We start from the raw sequence: 23,690 nt of genomic DNA, 5'->3' as shown, positions 1-23,690 counted from the left end.
TCTTATCCTATACCCGATTATTTTCGCAGAAAACTTTAATGCCAAATTGTTTTCCTGATTTCAACCATAAAGGCATTTCATATTGGACATGGAATCCCCCGTCAAATTTCAATCAAGGAAAGTCCCGTGCGACAATACCGTTATATTTCCCCGTCTAAAACCTGTCTAATATTATTTTCCCCAAATGGGAATGTATAAATTACTTCCATTTGTTTTATCCTTTATAAAGGTGGGTATATACTAAAAAACTGGAAATTGCTCCAGAGGTTATTGTGGTAATTTTTCCTGTAGGCTTTCACATATTATCAAGCATCGTCGTATGATAATTTTAACTTGAATGAGGGTGCTGGATAATGTGTGAAATTGATTTTTCCCTCTAGGTAAAATCATCACCATTAATATTTTTTAACTTTTTAGGAGGATTCATCGAATGACAGTAACAGGTAAAGTGAAATGGTTCAATAGTGACAAAGGATTTGGTTTCATCGAAGTACCAAACGGAGATGATGTTTTCGTACATTTTTCCGCCATTCAAGGAGAAGGTTTCAAAAGCCTTGATGAAGGTCAAGAGGTTGAATTTGAGATCGAAGAAGGAAACCGCGGACCTCAAGCTAAAAACGTCGTAAAACTCTAAAGCATAGATACACAAACATAATTGATAGGCAATGCAAAAGGATGCCGCCCATATCGGGCGGCATCCTTTCCTTTATGTGTACATGCAAAATATTCACGTTATTTTTCATTAAAATGATCCAAAATGAAATCGGGAACATGTTCGCCAGAAAAACTCTTGATGTCCACATCTCTGCTTTCTTTATAATAAAAGGCAGCTGAATACTCCCCGCTCCAATCAATTTGGGCATTATCAATCGCTGTCTCGATTTCAGAAGCGGTCTTAATTTTCAAGCGATTTGGCTGTTGTTCAATCTGCTGTGCAAGTTCACTTTCAGAATTCGTGTGATAAATTTTCGAATCGGACTTCGCAACCAGGATATAAGAAATATCATCAGCCATTAACCGCGCTTGTTCCGATTGTCCGGTACTTACCATCCATTCTGAAAACTGAGGATATGAAGAGTCCCAATTCATATAAATGGTTTTGTTATTATTCAAAAGAATCTCTATGGAGGCGTAATCACCAAAAGAAGAAGTCATTTGTGCGAACGATTGATTATTCAGGTCCTCCGACAATGCCTTCACTGCAGCTTCCAGCTGTTGACGGTCCGTGATCGTTATGGATTTGTCAACTTGGCCGCTCGCCGTTATCTTGATTTTAGAAACGTCTTGAGCGGAAACATTCAATACCTGATTAACCATTTTTTTATATTCATTAGACTCATATATTTTCGCCAATAATGGCATGTATGAGTCGTAATTCTGCAAATGATACTCTCTTGCTAACCGTTTCCCATTCTTGAGTTCATACATCAGAAATACGGATTGACTATCATTCCATTCACCAATGGAAACCTTTTTACCCTTATCGATGATTTCCTGATGCAATAACCTTATCACTTCAATATTTTCCTTCTCTTTAAGATAATTGGAAGCATTATTCGACGTGTCATCGCCTTCAAAAAATATAGGAGAATCACCAATATAAATTTGGCTAATCATCTTTTCATCAGGAATCTTGGTCTTATACTGAAGGGGATCTATTTTTATAATGAGTGCCAGCACAATGACAGCCGCTATAAACGCTACATAACCTTTCAGGTTGATCCGTATTCGCCAAGTCTTTTGCAGGACGATTTCCCCTAAATAATATCCAAGCAAAGAACCAACGGTATATCCGAAAAAAATCCACCCAGGTTCGCCTGTCGTTTCGCTAAAATAAAGCCCTGTAAACAGCATCATGCATAATGTCAGGCCGAATTTAAACACTGGCTTAATCTTCGGGTAAACAAATGCCTGCGACACATGCTCCAGCTTTCTCCTCTCATAGAGAAAAAGAGAGCTGATCAGAAAAAGAAAGGTTAATATACTATAAATTAATGTATTAATAGAGAAGAAAGTGATTTTTTCCATCTCCGTTGCTGCTAATAATGGGGAGATGCCATTCATATTGGCACTTAGATAATAATCTGCAGAAAATCCTGCTATCAAAAATTTCACATTAGCTGCAAACAAAACAAAAAGCCCCACCGGCAAAGTAAGAAAAATATAGGTCAGCACTCCTTGAAAGGCTGATAATCCCGTAACCATTCCAAGTAAAACGGCAACAGAAAAGATCAAAGCTTCCAAAATAAATGTAGTCCCCATCCAAGACCATATATCCGTCATGGTATATAGCCGTTCTATATCAATTGCCGAGTGAAATAATATCAATATTGAACCTGTAAGTAAAATCGGCAAACCCATGAAGCCAATTCCCGTTCCAATCATATGAGCGTAGATGCTGCGTCTCGTAATCGGTAAACTATGAATGAAGTCTGAGGCTTGTTTCATTTGTAAAAACCGAAAAAGGAAGATGGCAAGTAATACTGGAATAACGATGACCAAGACAAACTGTATCATCTGCTGACAGGAAAAAAGGTTTTCGAATTCCACATATTCATTGTTCCCATTCAAGATAATCGCTAACATTTCCAGAGGCAGCGCAAATATGAGGCCTACAAGATATAGGAAACCAATCCAGCCAGTGCTTCTGAAAATATAGATAATCAGTTCCCTATTAAACCAGGTTATTCTGGATGACATAACCGATATCCCCCATTTCATAAATGAATATCTCCTCAAGAGTAAGGGGGAGAATATCTAATATTTCTGGCTGAAACTGGTTAAAATGCGATTTAATCATGGCTTCACTACCTTTAACGATACAAACGATCACGCTGCCGCGTCTTTCCTTGTTAAGGATTTGAATTCCACGGTATAAACCATGGGGAATTTTATGCTTAAAGGCAATTTGCACTTTATGTACATCAGCTTTCAAGTCATTCAAAACCTTTTGGATAACAAGCTCACCCTTATGCAAAATCCCTACATGATCGGCTAAATCTTCAATTTCCAGGAGATTATGGGACGATAGTAAAATCGTCATATCCCTTTCCGAAACATCCTGAATCAACAACTGTCTCACATTTTTTCGCATGACCGGATCTAATCCATCAAACGGTTCATCCAATATTAGAACTTCCGGCATCGTCGAGAGTGCTAGCCAAAAAGCAACCTGTCTCTGCATCCCCTTCGATAGTTTATGTATTTTATTTTGGACGGGTATCGGGAATACTTCCTGTAATTGATAGAAACGTTCTTGATTCCACTCGCTATAAATATGGCTATAAAAACCTGCCATTTGCGTGATCGTATAGTTAGCCAGGAAATAAGGCGTATCAGGAAGGAAGAAACAACGATTTTTCACTTCACGGTTTTCAAACACATATGATCCATCAATAAGAACTTCACCTGCATCCTGTATCAGGTTGCCTGAAAGCATTTTTAATAGAGTCGTTTTCCCCGCCCCATTTGAACCTAATAACCCGAATATGGAGCCTTTTGGTATAACCAAGGTGACGTTTTTGATTGCTTCTTTTCCTTCATATAATTTACTCACCTGTTTTATTTCAATCATGAATCCCCCCCCTTTGCCAATGGACTGATTTCCTTTATTATTCTATAAATTTCATGTTTATCGATTCCGATATACAGAGCTTCAGCGAGTACCTTTGAAAGCTCGTTTCTGATTTCTTCTTCTTTCAATGAATTTTTGAAGGATTTAGGAGGTGCCACGAAATTCCCTTTGCCTGGTAAGGTATATATAAACCCGTCAGACTCAAGCTGCTTGTACGCTTTCTGGATCGTATTTGGATTGATGGTCAACTCCTGAGCCAATATTCGTATGGATGGGAGCTGATTATGCTCCTGTAAAACTTCATTGATCATTAGTTCCTTTAACTTATCCATCAATTGCTCATATACCGGCTTTCCACTTTGAAAATCCAACTCAATCATCATAAACCCTCCTTGCAATGGGTGTATTACATCTCCTAATACAGTACATTATAAAACAATATCTTCCAATTTAAAACCAATTTAATACCATTTTCAAACAATACTCGCTTTCATTTTGTTTAACAAGACTTACAGCAGGGAAGTAATGATAGTAAGAATGAATAAAGGAGTTGTTTTCATTGAAACCATTATATACAGCTACAGTTACCGTACACGGTGGTCGTGAAGGACATATTAAATCAGAGGACGGGATTCTGGATTTCGATGTGAGGTCACCGAAGGAATTAGGTGGTTCCGGTGAGCGCGCCACAAACCCTGAACAGTTATTCGCAGCCGGTTACGCGGCATGTTTTGACAGTGCCTTGAATCTTGTACTGCAAAAAGAAAAGAAAAAGGTCGATACGTCCGTGACGGCAAATGTAACGATCGGTAAAGATGAGGAAGACGGCGGTTTTAAATTGGCTGTAAGGTTGGATGTTTCGATTCCCGACCTAAGCAGGGAAGAAGCCGAAGACTTCGCCAAAAAAGCACACATGACCTGCCCTTATTCAAAAGCAACACGCGGAAACGTCGATGTAACCTTGATTTTGGTATAACGTTTAAGCAAGGGACTGGATACGGCATTAAGGCCGGCTCCAGTCCCTTTTTCTTATTTCACTTCTTCCAATCCCTTCAGTTTCAAAAGAAAGCCAAGACCTATTATCGCCATGATGATCAATGACCCTAATGCCATCCGGCTCGCCAATGTACCGAGGTCATGGAATATCAACGTTATCGTTCCATATAATAACGGACCGATTATTGAAGAGACTTTTCCAGAGAATGCAAATAGTCCAAAAAATTGCCCCCTCTTCTCATCTGGAGTCAATTCAATGATATACGTCCGTGATGTCACCCACATCGAACCTAGCGAAATGCCGAACATACTCCCTGCAACCCAGAACCAAAGGGCGGTTTGTGCGAAGACCGCTATAAATAATGCGACCAAGAGCAGAACTCCCACATATGTCACAGCCAGCCGCGGTCCCTTCGACTGCGTGACGTATCCAAACAGAAACGATCCGGCAATGCTCGATACTGTCGATACCAAGTAAAGCAAAATGAATCCGCTGGAGGAAAATCCAACAACAGTCTTGGCATAAACGGCCATCATGCCGATAGTGGTCGCAATTGCATCATTTAAAAAGAAATAAGCAATCATGAATGTAAAAACCGATCGATAGGATCGCATCTCTTTAAATGTTGATTTAATTTCCTTATAACCAGATAAAAAAGGTTCTTTCGCTTTTTGCTGTTTTGGAGACTCTTTTAAAAAAAAGAATAAGGGAAGGGAAAAAACCAGAAATAAAATGGCCGTGGGAATGAAGGCTTCATGTGAACTCCCTTTACTAATGAATGGATAGATTGACAGTCCCACCAACGTTCCAAGGTAGCCTACCGCCACGCCAAACCCTGATATAAGCGGCAATTGCTGTTTCGTGCCTAAATCACTCATCATCGTATCATAGAAGACAAGACTCGAATGATAGAAAAACTTTGCTATCACAAATAAAAGAATGACGATCGCCAAGGAAACGGGAATCCCCAGAATCTTTCCATCCAACGGCATCCCTCCGAATGCCCCCATTAAAAATGTACATACAACGGAAATAAGTGTGAAAATCATAATGTATTTTTTCATTTTTCCCGTTCGATCGATCATGACACCGAACAGCGGGGAAAACAAAACAAGAAACAAACTGGCAATCGCATTAGCGTAGGAGATGAAGGTACTCGCAATCTGATCAAGAACGGCATTTTCCCCAATCTGTTCCTGGAGGAAGAATGGAAAGAAAATCGTATTGATATTAGAAGAAAAAATCGTATTGGCAAAATCGTAAAACGCCCAAGAGAGAATGGGTAGGGAAAAATATAAACCAAAATTCCCTTTCCATTTTTTAGACTTCGGTTTCACCTGCAATTCCATCTGCTTTCCCTCCTTAATGATACTTAAATTATATGTATTCCATACCTTTCCAATAAATCCTTTAAGTAGGATTATAACATTGTGTAAAACATGATTTTTTCCTGCCTAACATGTAATATTATGAAATGAGACTGTCCTGCTTACTTTTAATCATTGTGCCTGATAGGAGTGTGAAAGATGACCGCATTTTTTCTTATTATCGTGATAACCATGCTTGTCCTGTTCGCTCTCTACGCTAAAAGATCAAAAAGTGATTTCCCTAAAAGCTTAATAATGCAGCATTCCCCCATTAAAATTGGACATCGAGGTGCATCTGGATACTGCCCCGAGAATACAATGGCATCTTATAAAAAAGCAATTGAATTGGGAGCTGATTTCCTGGAAGTGGATATCCACCTCAGTAAAGATGATGTCCTTGTGGTTCATCATGATCCCACCTTGGATCGAACCACAAACGGCAAAGGGAACCTCCGTGATTACACGGCAGCCGAATTAAAGGAACTGGATGCAGGAAGCTGGTATCATTCTCGCTATAAAAACGAAAGGATTCCTTTACTAAGGGAGGTATTGGAGAATTTCGGGTCTGAAGTCGGCATTTTAATCGAATTGAAACATCCCTCTGCTTATCCCGGCATAGAAGAGAAACTTGCAGAAGAATTAGGTGAATTCCAAGAATGTTCAACGAGTAAAAATAAGATAATGGTTCATTCGTTCGATATGGAATCCATGAAAAGGTTTCATCAATTAATGCCGGACATACAAGTGGGCGTTTTGATAAAACGGCGAATCAATGACCAAAAATTAAGAGAGATTGCCGAGTTTGCATCATTTTTGAATCCAAAACAAACGATTTTGAGTACGAAGCTGCAAATGCGAATCCAAAAGCACGGGATGAAAGTATTTACATGGACCGTCAACAATAAAAAACAAATACACATGTTCAAAATGATGCAGGTAGATGGTATCATTTCCGATTTTCCGGATTTTTTTTTGGATTGAAACTTTGAATGATAAGTGAAAAAATGAAGATAACTAGTTCATTACACAATTCAGGGTGAGACCATTCCGAATCCCTTTTAAAATTCCCTATGAAATTTCGATTAAAGGTTAAGAACAAAAGATTGTAGGCAAAAACATAGTTGATTGGAGCGGGTGTGCGAGACTCCTGCGGGAATAGCGAATCCAAGGGAGACCCCACGGGCGCAAGTGCGCCAAGGGCGGACCGCCCGCAGAAAGCGAGTGCCCTACATTCCAATCAACTTCCAAATTTGCACAAGCAAAAAAATGTAGACAAACTCGATTTTCATCGAGTTTGTCTACATTCTGAACAATGAAAGAACTGTATTTCATGCGCGTCCGTTCCATAATAAGCCCATCGCTGTTGACTTCGTCTCCATCGATAACCTGCCACTGAATTATATCCGACATATGTTGGGTAAAACCAAAATGAACGGCCATTCTTAAGCCAAATATACGTATGTTTGTATAAGCACCCTTTCATTGACCCAGTGTCCATTGCCTTATACATTCCTTCATGAAGTTGTGGAGTGAATAATGGCGGAGCTATATGAGGCGGTCCTCCTCCGTGCGGCGGCCGTGGCGGCGGCTGGCCCCCTCCATAGGACGGACCAGGCGGGCCAGGAGGAGTCCTTACATCCATCATCTGATTTTCTAATGGATAGGGCGCTGCCAAGAAATCTATGCCCATATTTCGGAGATATGCATTTTGATCATTACCGTTATGGTCGTTCTGTTGATTCAATGAATCGTATGGTTTCATACCTTTTCACCTCATAATTGAACTTCCTTTTATCCGTATGTAGTCGAATGACCATTTGTGCATTCTTTGCTCTGAACAGTCTCGAAATTGGTTTCTATTTGATCTATTCCTGAAAATGATTCATCAGAAAATATTCCCTGTTTATTTTTTGAATAAATCCCTATATTTTTTAGCTTTCTTGCCCTAGAATTGATATAGTGTTGTTAATGATTTAAACTCAATATGGTCAAAAGTCATTTAGGCCCTAAATCATTTTTGGACAAATTTAATTATCTTGGAAAAAACGAGGGATTCCTATGTGGGAATTATTATTAGAATTCGATTATCAAACCGTTCGCCATGCGGTATGGGCAGGTTACTTATTTACCTTTGTCTTTCCACTGGCCGCGTTTTACTTCTTAAATAAAAAGCAATCACTCTTGAATGACAAATATCAAGCTTCCGTTCATACAGATAAAAGTAAATCCCCTGTTCATGCAGGCAGCATTTTCGACTGGCGCGGTGCACAGCGCTTTTTCACCTTTATCCGGCAAAAGGATTCACCAGATGATTCCGATGAGCCAAGCCTCCTTCTAGTTGTTTAAACATTAACAATTCGAGGAGGAAATAATATTGAAGAAGAAAAATACGTTTTTAATTGCCGTACTATTTTTGGCAACGACCCTTTTGACTGGTTGCTCAGCAGCAACGAGCGGTCCATTTCATACAGCATTGGTTAACCCCATGACAAAAATGCTAGAATTCAATGCTAATTTATTTAATGGCAACTATGGTTTAAGCATCATCTTGATGACATTTTTGATTCGCCTTGTTTTGCTTCCACTGACTGCCAAGCAATATAAAACACAGCTTAGCATGAAGACGAAGATGAATGGGCTGAAACCGGAAATGACAGCAATCCAGCAGAAAATCAAAGAGACGAAAGATCCAGCTAAACAAAAGGCCCTCCAGCAGGAAATGATGCAGCTTTACCAAAAACATGGAGTCAATCCTTTAAACATGGGCTGTCTGCCGCTCTTGATTCAAATGCCGATCCTAATGGGCTTTTATTACGCGATTCAAGGTTCCCATGAAATTGCAACCCATAGTTTCCTTTGGTACAGCCTAGGCCAGCCGAATATTGCCATGGCGATTATCGCTGGTGTCATTTATTATTTCCAATCGGTCATTTCCGTGAGACAAATGCCGGAAGAACAGCAGAAACAAATGAAGATGATGAGCTTGCTCTCACCAGCAATGATTTTATTCATTTCTTTCTCCGCTCCTGCTGCATTGCCACTATACTGGTCAATCGGGGGTATATTCATGATTGTTCAGTCAATCGTGCTTCAGCGAATATATAAAAAAGACCATGCCGCAGTCCCGGCTGCAAATGAAACGGTCTTGAAAAAAAGCTAATCCACTTGGATTAGCTTTTTTCATACTTTCATTTTCCACTTGCGCTGAAAATTGATGGGATTTCCAGGGGTGAGATCACTTTGTTTTATTTCTTCGGCAATGGATTTGTTGAAACTTTTTCGAAAAATCTCTCTACATATTCAAAATCCGTGTAAAAGAACAATAATAGGTCACCCGGTTGTGATTTCTCCCAGGCTTTTATGAATGCGTCCAATTCATTAGGTTCGATGAATGTCCGATCTTTTTGTAACCCAGCTTCTATCGCAGCATCCTGAAGCAGCCCGGCTACTTCTAACGGCTCCCTTCCCCGCAAATCATCGTCTTCTTTAATGATGAACAGATCGGAATTAATGGCCGCTACTTTGGAGAGTCTGATAAGTTCTTCATCAATACGGTCCCCCGGCCCTGCCAAAACAGTGATAAGATGATTTTTGTTATAGGCACTGACCGTTTCGAATATGGCCTTCAATCCCGCTTCATTATGGGCATAGTCAATGATGATCGTGCGCTCTTTCAACTTTTTCAAATTGAACCGTCCTTTGGACAAATTCGTATCAGGCATAAATGTGGCAGCCTTCCTTCTTAGTTCTTCCATGGAAATGCCTTGTGTTTCGGCTGCGGCTAACGCCTGAAGTAAATTGGCGATATTATGACGTGCCATGCCGGAAATCGTTATTGGAACCATGGTGCAATCCATAAATGGATGGATGACTCCATCAGCTGAATGACAAATGACGCCTTTTTCATTGACGTACCAAACTTTACATCCCTTATCTATCGCAGCTTTCACGTGAGGCTGGGTGGCATCTGTAGAGGTGTAAATGACCTCCCCATCTGTATAAGCGTTCATGGCAGCTACATTCGGATCATCTGCATTCAGTACACAATAGCCTGTTTTCCTTACGACTTCGGCTACCAGCCTCTTTAATTTAATGAGATCATCCAATGTATCGATTCCATCACGGCCGAGGTGATCCTCACTTACATTGGTGATGATCCCCACATCACATTTACGAAAAGCCAGACCTTCACGCAGAATCCCGCCCCGGGCCGTTTCCAATACGGCAATATCGACTTCAGGATGGGCCAATACCATTCTTGCACTGACAGGGCCACTGCAGTCACCGTGATCCAATACCTCATCGCCGATATATACTCCATCAGAATTTGTCATACCAACTTTTGTTTTTTCATTAGTAAGAAAATAATGAATCAATCGGGTTGTTGTCGTCTTTCCATTTGTTCCGGTCACTGCGATGATCGGTATAGCCGCCTCTTCCCTGGTCGGAAATAAATAATCGACAATGGCTTTGCCTACATCCCTTTTTTTTCCTTCACTTGGATAATGATGCATTCGAATTCCCGGTGCAGCATTCACTTCAATAATTGCAGTCCTTGAATATTCCATCGGTTTTGATATATCCTCACAAATAAAATCTATTCCGGCGATATCCAAACCGATCGCTTTCGCAGCAGCAACAGCCATATTATTAATGGTCGAATGAACCTGGTCCGTTACATCGATTGCCTTTCCGCCAGTCGAAAGATTTGCATTGCCGACAACTTGAACCAATTCCCCTTGATTCGGAATCGTATCGAGCGTCCGATTCGACTTTTCCAAATAACACGTCACGGTATGTGTAAGTGGGATTTTTGACATCGGCTTTTCATGACCATCTCCCCGCAAATCATTACCATTTTCCTTTTCTATTAAACTGCGTATCGTTTCCTTGCCATTTCCAATAACATAGGGAGGAAGCCTCAAACTGGCGGCGATAAGTTCTCCATTAACTATCAGTAACCTATAATCATGTCCTTCAATATGCCGTTCGACAATGTACTTCTCCACATGCAACTCCAAACAATTGATTACATTGAATAGCTCATCCTTATTTTTGATATGGGTGATGACACCCTGACCCTGTCTCCCATTATACGGTTTTATGACCAGTGGAAAACCCAGCCTGTCCGCCGAGGCAAAGATATCTTCAATGGAATGGGCAACTTCCCCTTCAGGTACAGGGAGGCCACAACCTCTTAAAATGGATTTGGTCAATGCTTTGTCACATGAATTCTCAACCGCAATATTCGAAGTCTGGCTAGAGATTGTCGCCTGGACATACTTCTGCCTTGCACCTGTTCCTAAACGCAGTAAGCTTTCATCACCCATTCGCTCGACAGGGATATCTTTTGCTTGTGCTGCCTTAAAAATGGCTTCGGTACTTGGCCCCAGTTTATTTTTATAATATAACTGCTCTATTTGTTTTACATAAGATTGTACATTTATAAGTTTTTCACCATTCAGGATGGCTTCCGCGATATCTTTCGCTGCTAAAAAAGCTTGAAGACCTGAGTGAGGCTCCTGATAGTCAAAGGTAACATAATAAAAACCCTTCTTTTCCATCATTATCGTTTTTCCGCGAATGGCTTCGATTCCGGCCAAGTTTTGAAGCTCAATCGTCATATGCTCCAATATATGTCCCATCCATGTTCCTTTTCTCAGCCTTTCGGCGAAACCGCCTCGATACCCTTTTGAACATGTATGGCTTCCCAAGTTCGGGAGCGCCTTTAACAATTTTTCATTGAATCCAGGGATTGAATCAGATGGTTTCTGTTCCAGTTCCCCTATATCCAATTCAATGCAAATCGTAGGTGTATAAGCAAAATAATTAGGTCCTTTTAAATAACGGACTCGATTGATCTTCATTGTTGGATCCCCTTTTTCATCAACAATTTCCTGGTAAGCAGGTCAAAACGGTATCCCCTGGTTAGTGCATGAAGGTTAAATCCCGAAAGAGTCAACTCTTCACTGCCATTATCAGAAGATGTGATATTGATATAATCACTGGTACTGCCATCAAGAACCAATACTTGATGTTGGCCGACTACTTCAAAATGACCGTCTTTAACTAAAATTGCTGTATTTTCATCAATCCCAATACCCATAATTTCTTTTTTCCCTGCTATTGCACTTAACAGACGGTCAAATCGGCCACGCTGGGAAAAATGTTGATCGATTATCAGTCCGTCCAGGAAGCCGAAACCTAAGCCAATTTCAACCTTTAACTTATTGTCATTCAGCATCGTGTCAGCTGCAACGATCATATACTTACCTAAAATCGAAGCACCAGCACTTGTCCCTGCTATCACCATTCCTTCATGCCATGCTTTAGAAAGGGCATCGTGGAACTTTGTTTTTCCAATCAGTTCAGACAATCGGCTTTGGTTTCCCCCTGAAATGAAGATGGCGGAAAAGGATGCAAGCTGTTCACAAATTGCCGGATCGTCTGCATCCTGCCTTGAATCCAGCTTGATCACTTCCACCCTGTCCACACCTAAATCCCTGAAAATCTTAATATACTCTGTACTCACTTCCTCAGGAATTTCACTCGCTGTAGGCAATATTCCTATTCCGCCTTCGCTATGGGTTGCAAGCTCGACAAATTTATTTAATACTTCACCTTCAAGGCACTTATCCTCTGCCCCGCCAATGATAAGTAATTCACCACAATTCATTCATCATACTCACCTTTACAAATGGATTCACATCATGAAATTGCTCTAAACAGAACACATAATGACTAGTATGGCAACTTCTTTCAGTATTCATTCATAAAAATGGCAAACTGCATAATTTTGTTTAACTTAATGAAAAAAGAGGAAAAGTAATAGAGTAAAAAATAAAAGGAGTGTGTAAAAAATGAGCCAAAACCAAATAAAAGAAAAAGTATTGAACATCATCCGTGATCATAAAATAGGGGTTTTATCTTCTGTTGAAAACAACAAACCACATTCACGCTATATGACATTTTTTAACGATGATTTAACTTTATACACACCAACGAGCGGAAAGACGGAAAAAATCGATGAAATTGAAAAGAACCCTAATGTTCATATCCTGATCGGCTATGATAATGAAGGATTGGGCGACTCTTACCTGGAAATCTCAGGTACCTCGAAAATAAACGATTCACAGGAACTGAAAGATAAATTATGGAATGAATCATTTGAACAGTGGTTCGAAGGTCCGAAAGATCCGAATTATTTAATTCTGCAAATTAAGCCGGAAAGCATACGGTTGATGAACAACAATGGTGAACCTCCACAAGAATTATCATTATAATTTGTCATTCACGAGTATTTGAGCGAAATTCACGAGTAAAACACCGAAACTCACGAGTATTGCGCACAAACTCACGACTTTAATGAAAATATCGCCAAAAAACAAGTAAAAGCCCGCACTACTATGATAGGAGTGCGGGCTTTTCTCACGATTTTACCAACTCAGATTGGATATAATGCAAAATCAGATTGGCTGTATGCTTTAATGAAGAGACATGTGTCCGCTCGAAGGCATGTGATGCATCGATTCCCGGTCCGATCAGGCCATGGACGACATCATATCCTGCCCGGATGGCAGCGGAAGCGTCCGATCCGTAATATGGATAAATATCGACGCGATAATCGACAGCATTTGCTTGGGCAAGTGAGACCAGATGCTGACGCAGTTTATAATGATAAGGACCCGAGGAGTCTTTTGCGCAAATGGAAACGCTGAATTCATCCGTCGTTTGTCCATCACCGATCGCGCCCATATCGACAGCTAGATATTCGACTGTTTTCTCAGGGATATTGGAATTTCCGCCATAGCCGATTTCTTCATTGTTGGAAATCAGGAAATGGGTCGTATATGCCAATTTTATCTTTCCTGCGGAAATGAGGTCAATGATATGAAGGAGGATGCCCACGCTAGCTTTATCATCCAAATGCCTTGATTTCAAAAAGCCTGTATCCGTCACTTCCACTCTCGGTTCAAAGGAGACAAAATCTCCAACAGAAATGCCAATGGCCTCGGTTTCCGCTTTGGTTTTCACGACAGCATCTATCCGGACCTCTATTGTCTCATCATCACGCTTCGCATCGCCGGCATTTTTATATACGTGGACAGAGGTCTGATTGATTAAAATGGTCCCGGTGATGATGGCTCCGTCAGCTGTATGGATTTTACAATACTCCCCTTCCACTGAGTTCCAGCGGAAACCGCCGATCATCGTCAATTTAAGGCGGCCATTCGCCTTGATTTCCTTTACCATGGCTCCCAGGGTATCGACATGGGCAGTCAGCAAGCGTTGTTTGTTATCATCTTCGCCTTTTAATGTAGCAAGCAATGCCCCTTTATTCGTGATGTTATAAGAAACCTTCCTCTGCTCCATGAAATCGGCCGCGTATTTAATGGCTTGTTCAGTATAGCCGGAGGGGCTGGGTATGGACACCAATTCTTTTATGTAAGATACGATTTCTTTTTCTTCAATCACGCTCATGCATATCTCTCCTTTCCTCTTTGTTCATTATATCTTCCCATGGCAACTTTTAACATATTAAAAGACCGCCAAAAGGCGGCCCTTTAATAGATTTAACTCATAAAAGCCATGACAGGCAAGATGGCCATAGCTAATGTTGCAATTCCATATAACGCTAAATTCTCCATATTCACTCTTCTTTTCCACTTATCGCGCCATACCTTGTATCTGTCCATATCTTCGTTCCTCATAAAAAAACCTCCTTCATGATGAAAGTTCAACTTACTTCAATTGTCTTTGTTTGTTGGACATTTCCTTCATATATTCCAAGAAGGCAATTCTCTTTTCCTCTGGATAGGCTACAATGTCTGCGATGATTTCCTCTTCGAGAGGTTTCAGTAAACGGCCAACCGATTCAGTAAACAATATTTCTAACTCTCTCTTTGTTTCATTAGGATTTCTCACTTCCATCAATATCACCCTTCCAATTACTTACTATTATCTATATAACCTTTATCCACTTCATTGAAACGCAAAAAAAATCGACCGCCATAAAGGCAGCCGATAGTCTTCTTAAATTATTTCGTTACCCCGACATTATGCCATTGATATTGACGGCCTGCGAGATAATCGTAACCTGTAACGCGTTCATTCACTCCAGCCAATTGATAACGGAATAATGTCGGAATGACCGGAACCTCTTCATGAATCAATTCTTGCCACTCATTATACGTATCGATTCGATATTGATCATCGAAGGCTTCCTCTGAAATCCCTTTAGCAAGAAGCTCATCATTTTTTTCACTCACCCAGCGGGTATAGTTAAATTCAGCAGACCTGGACCATATTCCTGATGGATCCGGATCGGAAGCGACGCCCCATGCTGCTGAATAAACATCAACTTCGTCATTATCCTTTTTCAGCAGGTCGTAGAATGAATTGAACTCATGCAGCCTTCCGTCCTGCAATTCGACGTCCAACCCTACTTGTTCCCATTGCTGGATATAATATCTTGCCAGTGGCTCAGAAACATCGGAACCGCTCATGGAAGCAAAGTTGATTTTGAACTCTTTTCCATCAGCATCCTCACGAATGCCATCGTTATTCGTATCTACAAACCCTGCTTCATCCAAAAGTTCCTTAGCCTTTTCAGGATTATATTCATATGCTTTTAAATCTTTATTGTTATATTTAAAGTTCGGGGTAATGACAGAGTTGGCAGGGAAGCGAAGGCCCTTGTACATTTTTTCGCCCACTTCTTCATTATTGATGGCATATGCCATCGCCTGACGAAGGCGTTTGTCTCCGAATTTCGGATTCTCATCCATAATATTTTCTTCTTTTTCTTTATCATAGTAGCCAAAATTGAAACCAATATAGGAATAAGCCAATTCAACTTTCCCCAATAATTCGACATTATCCAATTCCTTGGCTTGCTCATATTGCTCCGCCAGGACCTCTGCTACATCGAGGTCACCATTTTCAAGTGACTTGACGACAACAGACGGATTCACGACTTTCAATGTGACACTGTCCAATTTAGGTTCACCGCGGTAATAATCTTTATTCGCTTCGAATTCGACCGCTTCCCCTTGAACGATTTTCTTCACTTTGAATGGTCCAAACCCAATCGGATTTTTACGGATTTTATCAGAAGATTCCAAATCCGCAATCGGAACATCTTTTAAGTATTCTTTATGAAGCGGGTATGTCCATAATCCGGTCGTGACGGACGGGTTCGCTTTTTTGAAAGTGAAAGTGATTTTCTTGTCATCGACTTTAATGCCTGAAATCTTATCCGCTTTCCCTTCATGATACTCTTCCATACCCTCGATTAAAGCCATTTGCTCATCATAGCGGACACCTTTGTAATCTTTGCTTCCCATGACAAGATATGCATATTCCAAATCGGCGCCTGTCACAGGCTTTCCATCATGCCAATTTACATTATCCTTAATCGTCAGCGTGACCGTTTTATGATCGTCCGATATCTCATAGGAAGCGGCACCTTCATTCGTGAAAACATAGTTTTCGTCTGTATCCAATAAATCCTCATCAAAGAATGTGATAACTTGGTTATCGGGTTCACCTTGATAGAAAACCTTGTTTAATATCCCTTCAAATGGGGTATCTGATACCAAACCATATGTCAAATGGCCGCCTTCAATCGGCTCTCCTTGATTTGTCGTCTTTGTCGGGAATTTAGAGGTATCGACCTGTTCGACATCTTTCCCTTTTTTCTCTTTCGTTGACGATTTCTCCGTATCATTCGAACATGCAGCAAGCAGTAGAGACGAAATGGCCAATGCACTTAATACCTTACTGTAGCTTTTGATTTTCATATCATACACTCCCCTTTTATTATCCTCTTCTTTGTCTTGCATCGGCTGCGCGTTTTAACGCTTGACCAACGAAATTTATACTCAGCATCAACACTAAAATCATGAGTGATGCGGGTACCCATATCCACCACTTGTTTTCCAGAACATCTGGATTTCGAGCATAACTGATGAGCGTCCCTAAACTCGGGGTGCTCTCCGGAAGGCCGAACCCTAAGAAAGTCAAACTGGATTCTAAGCCAATATTGCCAGCAAGGTTCAAAATGAAGTTAACGATGATCAATGAACTGACATTGGGCAGAAGCTGAAACAGGATGATTTTCCAATGTGGCGTCCCGAGAGTCTGTGAGGCATGAATATAATCCAGCTCACGCTCAGACAAAGCCTTTGAACGAATCAGCCGTGCCTTTCCTGTCCATAAAAACATCGTCATGATTAAAATGAAAACATATACATTGAAGATCGGTACAATCGTGACCACAACGATGATGAACATCAATTGCGGCAGGGCAATCACGAAATCGATAACACGCATGATCACATTATCGGTTGCCCCGCCAAAGTAACCGGCAAGAAGTCCTAAAGATAAACCGATGATAGCCGTGAATAATGTAATGAATAAACTGATCGTGAATGAATTTCTGGTACCTATTATCAGTTGTCCGAATACATCCCGGCCGCCATAATCGGTTCCAAGCCAATAGTCTGAGGATGGTTCCATATAAATGGAGAGAAAATCGACTTTGGCTATTTCCTTGGCATCCATGAAGAACGACGCACCGTAAACAAAAAGCAATATGGCTGCTAATATAATCAATGAGCCCATGGCAAGTTTATCTTTTTTGATTTCCTGCCAGATGATTTTCATTCCTGAAGGGCTCACATCGTTAACTTGTATGTTCTTTCCGGTTTCTACTTTCATTTCCATACGACTCACCCCGCTCCTATTCTATCCGTATACGCGGATCGACCGCACTAAGTATGATGTCCGAAAGAAGAGTGCCAAGCAGAGTGGCAAATCCCGTCATCATGACGATGGCTGTGACAACACTGAAATCCCGCAGACTTACTGAACTAAGGAAAAGCTGCCCCAGTCCCGGATAACTGAAAATGGTCTCGATTATGACCGCGCCGCCGACCAATCCAGTAATTTCATAACCTAAGAATGCTGCTATCGGTAAAAAGGAATTTCTTAGGATATGCCGTGAATACACTTTTGATTCGGGCACTCCCTTCGAACGCGCTGTCCTTACGAAATCCTTGATTTTATTATCGATGATTTCATTTCGCAAATATTGGATCGTACTGGTGGTTGCAATTAAAGCTGTACTTAAAGCTGGTAAAATCAAATGATTGATCTTGCTTACAACATAGGCGAATGTTCCTTCATCCACCTTTGAATCGACACTGCCTCCAGACGGGAACCAATCCAGGGCAAATCCGAAAACGAATAACATGATTAAAGCAAAAATGAAAATCGGGGTGCCAAACCCTACATAGCTATAACCCGTAACGGTTTTATCCACCCAGGTATCGTTATACCTTCCGCTAAGTATGCCTAATGGTATCGCAAGCATATATGTAAAGATCAGCGTGACCAACGCCAGGAACACCGTATTCCAAAGCCTGTCTTCGATCACATCCATAACGGGCGTCTTATGTGTATAGGAAACACCGAAATCCCCCTGTACTGCATTGGATGCCCACCTTATATATTGTTGGTACCAAGGGTCATTCAAACCCAGTTCTTCCCTGATCCTATCAAGCTCTGCCGGATTGGCCCTAGGGTTTATTTCCTGGCCGGACAGGGCATCCCCTGGCATTGCCTTTGCCATCATGAAAACGATGATGCTCAATAAAAAGAGCTGCGGGATCATAACTAATAATCGTCTTAGGATAAATTTCCACATATTCCTTCCACCTCCTTATTGTAATGCGACTCTATGTGTCGATGAGATCGGCTTCAAATCGTAAGCACGTCCATTCTCATCGAAATATTTTGAGTAGGTAGACTCATATTCCGAGGTGAGTTTTTTTCTAAGCTGCACTTTATCTTCACGAACTTCCGGCTCTAAATCAGGAATGGCGGCAATCAGGCGCTTCGTGTATATATGTTGGGGATTTTCATAGATTTCCTCGCTTTTTCCTTCCTCTACCAATCTACCACGATACATAACACCCATCCGGTCACACATATGCCGGATTACACCTAAATCATGCCCGACAAATAAATAAGTCAAATTGAACTCCTGTTGGAGATCCTGAAGAAAATTCAACACTTGTGCCTGAACGGAAACATCCAGTGCTGACACCGGTTCATCCGCAATGATCAGTTTAGGCTTCAATGTCAATGATCGGGCAATCCCGATTCGCTGGCGCTGCCCTCCAGAAAATTCATGAGGATACTTGTGGATCGATTCCGGACTCAGTCCGACTTTGTCCAAGAAGTCCTGTACGATTTTCTTTTCCTCTGAAGGGGATAACCGTTCGAAGTTCCTCAGCGGTTCGGCAATTATGTCAAGTACCCTCTTCTTGGGATTCAATGATGAATACGGGTCTTGGAAAATCATTTGGATATCTTTTCTGAACGGTTTAATTTCTCTTCTACTTAAAGATGCCAAATCCCTGCCTTCAAACAGGATTTGTCCGGATGTCACCTCATTCAGTTTGACCACTGCCTTGCCTGTCGTGGACTTGCCGCTTCCGGATTCCCCGACCAAACCATATGTTTCCCCTTGCTGCAACTCAAAGGAAACACCGTCCACGGCCTTTACATGATCGACCACCCTTCGAAAAAAACCGCCCCTTATTGGAAAATGCACTTTTAAATTATCTAATTTTAGTAATGTCATGAGCCGATGCATCTCCTTCTACTTGAAAATAGAATGCTTTATAGCAGGTACAGCGGACAAAATGACCGTTGCCCACTTCGTGAAGCCGGGGTGTCTCTTCATGCGCATGTTTTGGTATCCAAGGAATCCTATCTTGGAAGCGGCATCCGATCCGATCCATTTTGGCTATCGATGGAACGATTCCCTCGATGACATGCAAACGGTTTTTCTCGTTTGCGGCCGAAGGAATCGAATTCAATAACGACCTTGTATATGGATGCAGCGGATTGTTGAATATCTCTTTAACACTTCCCGTTTCCACTACCTGACCTGCATACATGACAACGATCCTGTCAGCGACCTCTGCTACTACGCTCAGATCATGTGTAATTAAGATGATCCCCATTTTTGTCCTGCTTTGGATATCCTTCAGCAGATCAAGTATTTGCGCTTGGATCGTAACATCCAATGCCGTCGTGGGTTCATCGGCGATGACCAGTGCAGGGTTGCAAGCAATGGCAATCGAGATCATTGCCCTTTGCCGCATTCCGCCCGAGAGCTCATGCGGATATTGCTTGTACGTCCGTTCAGGGTATGGAATTCCCACTTGTGTCAAAAGTTCGATCGTCCTGTTCTTTTTTTCAGCACTGGAGAGTTCTGTATGGTAATCAAGATTCTCCTCGATCTGTTTTCCAATGGTCATGAGCGGGTTCAAAGCCGTTAAAGGTTCCTGGAATATCATACCCAATTCCTTACCACGGACTTTATTCATTTGCACATCATTCAACTTTAGAAGATTTTGGCCTTTATAATTGATGTTTCCTTCGGATTTCGTTCTCTGCTTATTATGTAATTGCATGATGGATAAGGCCAATGCACTCTTTCCACATCCTGATTCTCCAACAACTGCTACAATTTCATTTTCATTCACCGTAAACGAAACATCATCCACCGCTGCATGATATTTGTTACCGATTCGAAATGAGGTAGTTAGGTTTTCTATTTGCAAAATAGCTTTCTTCATCCTTGCTCCCCCTAAACTATTTTATCGGGAAAATAATTAATCTTCTGATAATTATTTAAAATTTTAATCATTTTTTTACAATTATACAATAGTTTTTATAGAAAATAATCACATTTTTTTCATATTTTATAACTTCAGGAATAATTTTCTGCAACATAAAAACGTTTCCTTTATAACTGTTATACAGTAAAGTTTTGAAGTCCGATTAAATATATAGAATCAATAATTTCGAATTTATTATTTCGAGATAGCTTTTTTTGAAGTTTATGCCTATTTATTGAGCTTATCGTTTTACTTACCGCGGAATGGTTCCGTTTAAAGTATTTTAATATTTCAGAAAAATTAGTATATTTGTAAGAATATCATAGAAAAGGTAATTACTTCATATATATTTCAATACTTTTAAAAAAACACCAAATTTTCATTGTATGCAATGAAACCTTTTTAAAACAGATTCGTAGAAAACGGTAGAAAATAAATGATGGGGTGATTGAATGTATTCACAAACTGTACAAACATATATGCCGTCCGTCATGCGGACGTTCGCTTTATCTCTTGCCGTTTCCGTTTTAGGTATGGCTCTCGGCACTCTTGTTCCGCCATCCTTGTTTCTTCCCTTGGCGATACTTGAGATCGCCATGTTGATTGGAGCATTCATATTGCGAAGGAAAAAAGCCATCGGTTACACATTTTTGTATATTTTCACGTTGATTTCTGGAATTACAACCTATCCGATCATTGCCCACTACCTAGCCGCTGCCGGGGCAAATGTGGTGATCTTGGCAGGTGTTACGACAACAGTCGTATTTGGAGGACTGGCGGTTTATGCCACAACCACCAAAAGGGACCTTTCATTCTTGGGGGGAATGTTATTTGCGGCCTTGCTAGCTTTAGTCGTCATTAGCATTTTCAACATTTTCTTTCCATTAAGCTCTACAGCCATGCTGGTCTTTTCATTTATAGGGATTTTAGTTTTCAGCGGTTATATTTTATATGATTTCAATCGAATGAAGCATTACGGGGTAACAGCCGAAGAAGTACCGCTCATGGCTTTGAATCTATATCTTGATTTCATTAACCTATTCATTAACATCTTGCGCTTCTTTGGTATTTTAGCAAGCGATGACTAAAAGACCTAACAAGGTACCATAAAAAAGACGCTTGGATTTATCCAAGCGTCTTTTCACTTAATGTCTCGATCATCAATAAGAACGGCTGAAGGGATGCCTATCTTATTTATATAATCCTGGATTTGATTGATCGGTCCAAGGCAGTTTCACACCGAAAGTACTTGCAATGAACTGTGTATCTTCCCTTCTTTTTTTCCTTATTTGGGCCCGTTGTTTTGCTGATTCATTTAAATTCATTTCCATCTCCGTTTCCGGAACCAAACGCGGAACAGGAATTGGTTTACCTTCTTCATTAATGGCAACAAATGTCAGGAAGGAAATGACGCATAAATTTCGGGCTCCTGTAACTAAATCCTCTGCAATCACCTTTACGATGATTTCCATTGATGTTCTGCCCGTATAAGTCACGAAGCTTTCAAGGCAAACTGCATTTCCTTCGTGAATAGGGTGCAGGAAATCTACGGAATCAGTTGATGCCGTAACGACGTTGCTTCGCGCATGACGCATGGCTGATATAGCCGCTACATCATCAATGTATGCCATTAATTTGCCTCCGAACATCGTACCAATATTATTTGTATCCGGCGGGAGGACAAGGCTTGTTTTTATGACCAAAGAGTCCCGGCAATTTTTTGTTTCTTCCATGGTGACTGCACTCCTTTATGTCTGATTTCTCACTAGTTCACTTTATCGAATTCTTACCTGTAAAGCAATTCACATGCTTATTTTCCTGCTATTAGTCAAAATTATGCGGCTTATAATGAAGCCAACCACTTTCACTGCCCTTTTGGCTGCTTGCCTTGCTGCAGCTCATGCAGACTTAAGCCAAATGTCATTTGTAAATGCGGATAATCCTTGAACCCTGCCCAATCCCCTCCCCAATCGAAACCTAACCCTTTAGCGATTGTAACGACTTCCATCCAATCCGACTTTCCATTATCGTTACCGTCATAACTCATATCCCAAATGGCCTCGCCTTCTTTGTTAAGGAGGGCAAAATCTATCGCCAAACCGAAATTATGCAGCGACTCGCCACCTCTTGCATTCGTTACGATGTTGCCCGGGTCTGATCGGCCCTTTTCATAGAGTTCATTTTGCTCGGCTAAAGACCGGAATCCGGCCGTAATGATTACCGGGATGCCTTTGTCCTTAGCCAGTTGAATGAGCTCGTCTTTTTTTTCGGCGACGATCGGATTCAGCTCGTCAGTCAGTTCGATTTCGTCTAGATCAGGCGGAAGCATATACTTGAACAAGAGCCACAGCAGCAATCCGAAAAAGCCCAATACCAAACATGTCCTTACCCAAGTGGCTTTCACTTAAAAAATCCTTCCCTTTACGAAAATATCTGTCTAAAATGAAAAACTCAACCAAAGACGGATGAGTTTTTCTTCTATTATAACTTTGCTTTTAATTCTTCAATTTGCAATAAATGCCGTTTTTCATGCAGTCCCACGAACGGAATCCATTGCTTCAGGCTTAAATCTTTGAACAAAGGATGCGGAAAAGACTTTTGTTCGAGATCAATTTCCTTTGCATGGTCAACGACATGTACAAAAGCTTTTCGGGATTCGGACAACTTCTCCTTAACTTCACTCAAAGTTTGGTATGATTCCGACGGAGTGACAAATGGCGGGGCCTCGACCTTCACTTCACGATTTAACGTAAGTTCTATCGGTTTATCCACAGCAGCAATGCTTTCATCGCTCTTCAATTTATCGGAAATGCTCTTTGTTATGGCGCTCTCCATTAAATATAAATGATCCAAAACCTGGATGATGCTCCATCTTCCTGTTTCAGGTTGGGCGTTCAGCTGTTCATCCGATAGTCCGTTGACCGCATTTAAAAGTTCTTCCCTGATTTTTTCATTTTCATTCATTTTAGCACCTCCTCTTATCAGCCTCGCTAATCTCCTTTAATTATTCCATGTCCTATAGGAAAGTGTAAAATAATAATACTTTTTGACAGAAC

25 protein-coding genes are annotated in these 23,690 nt (G+C 40.9%); 7 read left to right on the top strand and 18 right to left on the bottom strand.

All coding sequences use genetic code 11. From position 1 onward, the window contains the following. The first annotated feature begins 430 nt into the window (after window positions 1–430). Window positions 431–634, top strand: coding sequence for a cold-shock protein CspD (gene cspD, locus AC1DIV_RS19370; protein WP_034314240.1), 204 nt, complete (start codon window positions 431–433; stop codon window positions 632–634). 98 nt (window positions 635–732) lie between these two features. Here the strand turns inward: cspD and AC1DIV_RS19365 are convergent, their stop codons facing one another. Genes AC1DIV_RS19365 through AC1DIV_RS19355 form a run of 3 tightly spaced genes read right to left on the bottom strand, consistent with a single transcriptional unit; the run spans window position 733 to window position 3,954 of the window. Further along, entirely contained in the window at window positions 733–2,700 is a 1,968-nt protein-coding gene (locus AC1DIV_RS19365; RefSeq protein ID WP_477577193.1) for a DUF6449 domain-containing protein, read from the bottom strand. Beyond that, on the bottom strand, window positions 2,675–3,574 hold the full coding sequence (locus AC1DIV_RS19360) for an ABC transporter ATP-binding protein (RefSeq protein ID WP_251538795.1): 900 nt from the start codon (window positions 3,572–3,574) through the stop codon (window positions 2,675–2,677). The genes AC1DIV_RS19365 and AC1DIV_RS19360 overlap by 26 nt, the downstream gene beginning before the upstream one ends. After that, window positions 3,571–3,954 (bottom strand): GntR family transcriptional regulator, encoded by a 384-nt coding sequence (locus AC1DIV_RS19355; protein ID WP_340875472.1) that lies wholly within the window; start codon window positions 3,952–3,954, stop codon window positions 3,571–3,573. The genes AC1DIV_RS19360 and AC1DIV_RS19355 overlap by 4 nt, the downstream gene beginning before the upstream one ends. Before the next feature lie 179 nt (window positions 3,955–4,133). Between AC1DIV_RS19355 and AC1DIV_RS19350 the strand changes: the two genes are divergently transcribed. Then, a complete protein-coding gene (locus AC1DIV_RS19350; RefSeq protein ID WP_034314249.1) occupies window positions 4,134–4,550 on the top strand; it encodes an organic hydroperoxide resistance protein in 417 nt (138 codons plus the stop codon). A 53-nt stretch (window positions 4,551–4,603) separates the two neighbouring features. Here the strand turns inward: AC1DIV_RS19350 and AC1DIV_RS19345 are convergent, their stop codons facing one another. Then, a complete protein-coding gene (locus AC1DIV_RS19345; protein ID WP_340875467.1) occupies window positions 4,604–5,920 on the bottom strand; it encodes an MFS transporter in 1,317 nt (438 codons plus the stop codon). A 177-nt stretch (window positions 5,921–6,097) separates the two neighbouring features. Here AC1DIV_RS19345 and AC1DIV_RS19340 point away from each other — a divergent pair, with 177 nt between their 5' ends. After that, window positions 6,098–6,919, top strand: coding sequence for a glycerophosphodiester phosphodiesterase (locus tag AC1DIV_RS19340; RefSeq protein WP_340875464.1), 822 nt, complete (start codon window positions 6,098–6,100; stop codon window positions 6,917–6,919). 304 nt (window positions 6,920–7,223) lie between these two features. Here AC1DIV_RS19340 and AC1DIV_RS19335 read toward each other — a convergent pair whose 3' ends face one another. Beyond that, the gene (locus tag AC1DIV_RS19335) at window positions 7,224–7,700 is read right to left on the bottom strand and encodes a hypothetical protein (protein WP_340875462.1); all 477 of its coding nucleotides are present in this window, start codon (window positions 7,698–7,700) and stop codon (window positions 7,224–7,226) included. Window positions 7,701–7,996: 296 nt separating this feature from the next. On the opposite strand from AC1DIV_RS19335, the gene AC1DIV_RS19330 reads away from it, so the two are divergent. Then, window positions 7,997–8,284, top strand: coding sequence for a hypothetical protein (locus tag AC1DIV_RS19330; RefSeq protein WP_048687259.1), 288 nt, complete (start codon window positions 7,997–7,999; stop codon window positions 8,282–8,284). Between the two features lie 28 nt (window positions 8,285–8,312). Continuing rightward, window positions 8,313–9,098: a membrane protein insertase YidC gene (gene yidC, locus AC1DIV_RS19325; protein ID WP_340875459.1), complete on the top strand. Its 786-nt coding sequence runs from the start codon at window positions 8,313–8,315 to the stop codon at window positions 9,096–9,098. 85 nt (window positions 9,099–9,183) lie between these two features. Here yidC and cphA read toward each other — a convergent pair whose 3' ends face one another. Together cphA and AC1DIV_RS19315 are read right to left on the bottom strand one after the other, a co-directional pair. Further along, on the bottom strand, window positions 9,184–11,805 hold the full coding sequence (gene cphA / locus AC1DIV_RS19320; RefSeq protein ID WP_340875457.1) for a cyanophycin synthetase: 2,622 nt from the start codon (window positions 11,803–11,805) through the stop codon (window positions 9,184–9,186). Next, window positions 11,802–12,614 (bottom strand): cyanophycinase, encoded by an 813-nt coding sequence (locus tag AC1DIV_RS19315; protein ID WP_048687263.1) that lies wholly within the window; start codon window positions 12,612–12,614, stop codon window positions 11,802–11,804. Before AC1DIV_RS19315 ends, cphA begins: the two co-directional genes overlap by 4 nt. Before the next feature lie 184 nt (window positions 12,615–12,798). Here AC1DIV_RS19315 and AC1DIV_RS19310 point away from each other — a divergent pair, with 184 nt between their 5' ends. Further along, window positions 12,799–13,221 (top strand): pyridoxamine 5'-phosphate oxidase family protein, encoded by a 423-nt coding sequence (locus AC1DIV_RS19310; protein ID WP_063596399.1) that lies wholly within the window; start codon window positions 12,799–12,801, stop codon window positions 13,219–13,221. Between the two features lie 145 nt (window positions 13,222–13,366). Here the strand turns inward: AC1DIV_RS19310 and AC1DIV_RS19305 are convergent, their stop codons facing one another. The 8 genes from AC1DIV_RS19305 to AC1DIV_RS19270 form a co-directional block, all read right to left on the bottom strand. Further along, window positions 13,367–14,419, bottom strand: a complete 1,053-nt coding sequence (locus AC1DIV_RS19305; protein WP_340875454.1) for a M42 family metallopeptidase — start codon at window positions 14,417–14,419, stop codon at window positions 13,367–13,369. Window positions 14,420–14,511: 92 nt separating this feature from the next. Then, window positions 14,512–14,649 (bottom strand): hypothetical protein, encoded by a 138-nt coding sequence (locus tag AC1DIV_RS19300; RefSeq protein WP_156319562.1) that lies wholly within the window; start codon window positions 14,647–14,649, stop codon window positions 14,512–14,514. A 31-nt stretch (window positions 14,650–14,680) separates the two neighbouring features. Then, complete coding sequence (locus AC1DIV_RS19295) at window positions 14,681–14,869, bottom strand: hypothetical protein (RefSeq protein ID WP_054397060.1); 189 nt, start codon at window positions 14,867–14,869, stop codon at window positions 14,681–14,683. Window positions 14,870–14,976: 107 nt separating this feature from the next. Further along, the gene (gene opp4A, locus AC1DIV_RS19290) at window positions 14,977–16,740 is read right to left on the bottom strand and encodes an oligopeptide ABC transporter substrate-binding protein (RefSeq protein WP_340875452.1); all 1,764 of its coding nucleotides are present in this window, start codon (window positions 16,738–16,740) and stop codon (window positions 14,977–14,979) included. 19 nt (window positions 16,741–16,759) lie between these two features. Then, entirely contained in the window at window positions 16,760–17,659 is a 900-nt protein-coding gene (locus AC1DIV_RS19285; protein WP_034315454.1) for an ABC transporter permease, read from the bottom strand. A 22-nt stretch (window positions 17,660–17,681) separates the two neighbouring features. Beyond that, entirely contained in the window at window positions 17,682–18,647 is a 966-nt protein-coding gene (opp4B, locus tag AC1DIV_RS19280; protein ID WP_340875449.1) for an oligopeptide ABC transporter permease, read from the bottom strand. A gap of 15 nt (window positions 18,648–18,662) precedes the next feature. Further along, entirely contained in the window at window positions 18,663–19,589 is a 927-nt protein-coding gene (locus AC1DIV_RS19275; protein ID WP_053534228.1) for an ABC transporter ATP-binding protein, read from the bottom strand. After that, the gene (locus AC1DIV_RS19270) at window positions 19,567–20,592 is read right to left on the bottom strand and encodes an ABC transporter ATP-binding protein (protein ID WP_251538781.1); all 1,026 of its coding nucleotides are present in this window, start codon (window positions 20,590–20,592) and stop codon (window positions 19,567–19,569) included. Before AC1DIV_RS19270 ends, AC1DIV_RS19275 begins: the two co-directional genes overlap by 23 nt. A 494-nt stretch (window positions 20,593–21,086) precedes the next feature. On the opposite strand from AC1DIV_RS19270, the gene AC1DIV_RS19265 reads away from it, so the two are divergent. Then, window positions 21,087–21,722 (top strand): Bax inhibitor-1/YccA family protein, encoded by a 636-nt coding sequence (locus AC1DIV_RS19265; RefSeq protein ID WP_034314277.1) that lies wholly within the window; start codon window positions 21,087–21,089, stop codon window positions 21,720–21,722. 102 nt (window positions 21,723–21,824) lie between these two features. On the opposite strand, the gene AC1DIV_RS19260 is transcribed toward AC1DIV_RS19265, so the two are convergent. The 3 genes from AC1DIV_RS19260 to AC1DIV_RS19250 form a co-directional block, all read right to left on the bottom strand. Continuing rightward, window positions 21,825–22,367: an acyl-CoA thioesterase gene (locus AC1DIV_RS19260; RefSeq protein WP_034314279.1), complete on the bottom strand. Its 543-nt coding sequence runs from the start codon at window positions 22,365–22,367 to the stop codon at window positions 21,825–21,827. Between the two features lie 131 nt (window positions 22,368–22,498). Beyond that, entirely contained in the window at window positions 22,499–22,963 is a 465-nt protein-coding gene (locus tag AC1DIV_RS19255) for a M15 family metallopeptidase (RefSeq protein WP_340878478.1), read from the bottom strand. 152 nt (window positions 22,964–23,115) lie between these two features. Continuing rightward, window positions 23,116–23,598 (bottom strand): DinB family protein, encoded by a 483-nt coding sequence (locus AC1DIV_RS19250; protein ID WP_340875445.1) that lies wholly within the window; start codon window positions 23,596–23,598, stop codon window positions 23,116–23,118. Between the last annotated feature and the right edge of the window lie 92 nt (window positions 23,599–23,690).

Source organism: Peribacillus sp. 05N428 (assembly GCF_056397085.1).
The sequence above is the reverse complement of the archived record's forward strand: the minus strand, read 5'-3'. Positions and strand labels throughout refer to the sequence as shown.

Excerpts from the sequence above, each read along its gene's own strand:
- AC1DIV_RS19265 (WP_034314277.1), top strand. The coding sequence starts at position 21,087 with ATGTATTCACAAACTGTACAAACATATATGCCGTCCGTCATGCGGACG.
- AC1DIV_RS19295 (WP_054397060.1), bottom strand. The coding sequence starts at position 14,869 with ATGGAAGTGAGAAATCCTAATGAAACAAAGAGAGAGTTAGAAATATTG.
- AC1DIV_RS19315 (WP_048687263.1), bottom strand. The coding sequence starts at position 12,614 with ATGAATTGTGGTGAATTACTTATCATTGGCGGGGCAGAGGATAAGTGC.
- cphA (WP_340875457.1), bottom strand. The coding sequence starts at position 11,805 with ATGAAGATCAATCGAGTCCGTTATTTAAAAGGACCTAATTATTTTGCT.
- AC1DIV_RS19270 (WP_251538781.1), bottom strand. The coding sequence starts at position 20,592 with ATGAAGAAAGCTATTTTGCAAATAGAAAACCTAACTACCTCATTTCGA.
- cspD (WP_034314240.1), top strand. The coding sequence starts at position 431 with ATGACAGTAACAGGTAAAGTGAAATGGTTCAATAGTGACAAAGGATTT.
- AC1DIV_RS19330 (WP_048687259.1), top strand. The coding sequence starts at position 7,997 with ATGTGGGAATTATTATTAGAATTCGATTATCAAACCGTTCGCCATGCG.
- AC1DIV_RS19335 (WP_340875462.1), bottom strand. The coding sequence starts at position 7,700 with ATGAAACCATACGATTCATTGAATCAACAGAACGACCATAACGGTAAT.
- AC1DIV_RS19250 (WP_340875445.1), bottom strand. The coding sequence starts at position 23,598 with ATGAATGAAAATGAAAAAATCAGGGAAGAACTTTTAAATGCGGTCAAC.
- AC1DIV_RS19255 (WP_340878478.1), bottom strand. The coding sequence starts at position 22,963 with ATGCTTCCGCCTGATCTAGACGAAATCGAACTGACTGACGAGCTGAAT.
- AC1DIV_RS19260 (WP_034314279.1), bottom strand. The coding sequence starts at position 22,367 with ATGGAAGAAACAAAAAATTGCCGGGACTCTTTGGTCATAAAAACAAGC.
- AC1DIV_RS19310 (WP_063596399.1), top strand. The coding sequence starts at position 12,799 with ATGAGCCAAAACCAAATAAAAGAAAAAGTATTGAACATCATCCGTGAT.
- AC1DIV_RS19340 (WP_340875464.1), top strand. The coding sequence starts at position 6,098 with ATGACCGCATTTTTTCTTATTATCGTGATAACCATGCTTGTCCTGTTC.
- AC1DIV_RS19360 (WP_251538795.1), bottom strand. The coding sequence starts at position 3,574 with ATGATTGAAATAAAACAGGTGAGTAAATTATATGAAGGAAAAGAAGCA.
- AC1DIV_RS19300 (WP_156319562.1), bottom strand. The coding sequence starts at position 14,649 with ATGAGGAACGAAGATATGGACAGATACAAGGTATGGCGCGATAAGTGG.
- AC1DIV_RS19345 (WP_340875467.1), bottom strand. The coding sequence starts at position 5,920 with ATGGAATTGCAGGTGAAACCGAAGTCTAAAAAATGGAAAGGGAATTTT.
- AC1DIV_RS19285 (WP_034315454.1), bottom strand. The coding sequence starts at position 17,659 with ATGAAAGTAGAAACCGGAAAGAACATACAAGTTAACGATGTGAGCCCT.
- opp4A (WP_340875452.1), bottom strand. The coding sequence starts at position 16,740 with ATGAAAATCAAAAGCTACAGTAAGGTATTAAGTGCATTGGCCATTTCG.
- AC1DIV_RS19355 (WP_340875472.1), bottom strand. The coding sequence starts at position 3,954 with ATGATTGAGTTGGATTTTCAAAGTGGAAAGCCGGTATATGAGCAATTG.
- AC1DIV_RS19305 (WP_340875454.1), bottom strand. The coding sequence starts at position 14,419 with ATGAGCGTGATTGAAGAAAAAGAAATCGTATCTTACATAAAAGAATTG.
- AC1DIV_RS19275 (WP_053534228.1), bottom strand. The coding sequence starts at position 19,589 with ATGACATTACTAAAATTAGATAATTTAAAAGTGCATTTTCCAATAAGG.
- opp4B (WP_340875449.1), bottom strand. The coding sequence starts at position 18,647 with ATGTGGAAATTTATCCTAAGACGATTATTAGTTATGATCCCGCAGCTC.
- AC1DIV_RS19365 (WP_477577193.1), bottom strand. The coding sequence starts at position 2,700 with ATGTCATCCAGAATAACCTGGTTTAATAGGGAACTGATTATCTATATT.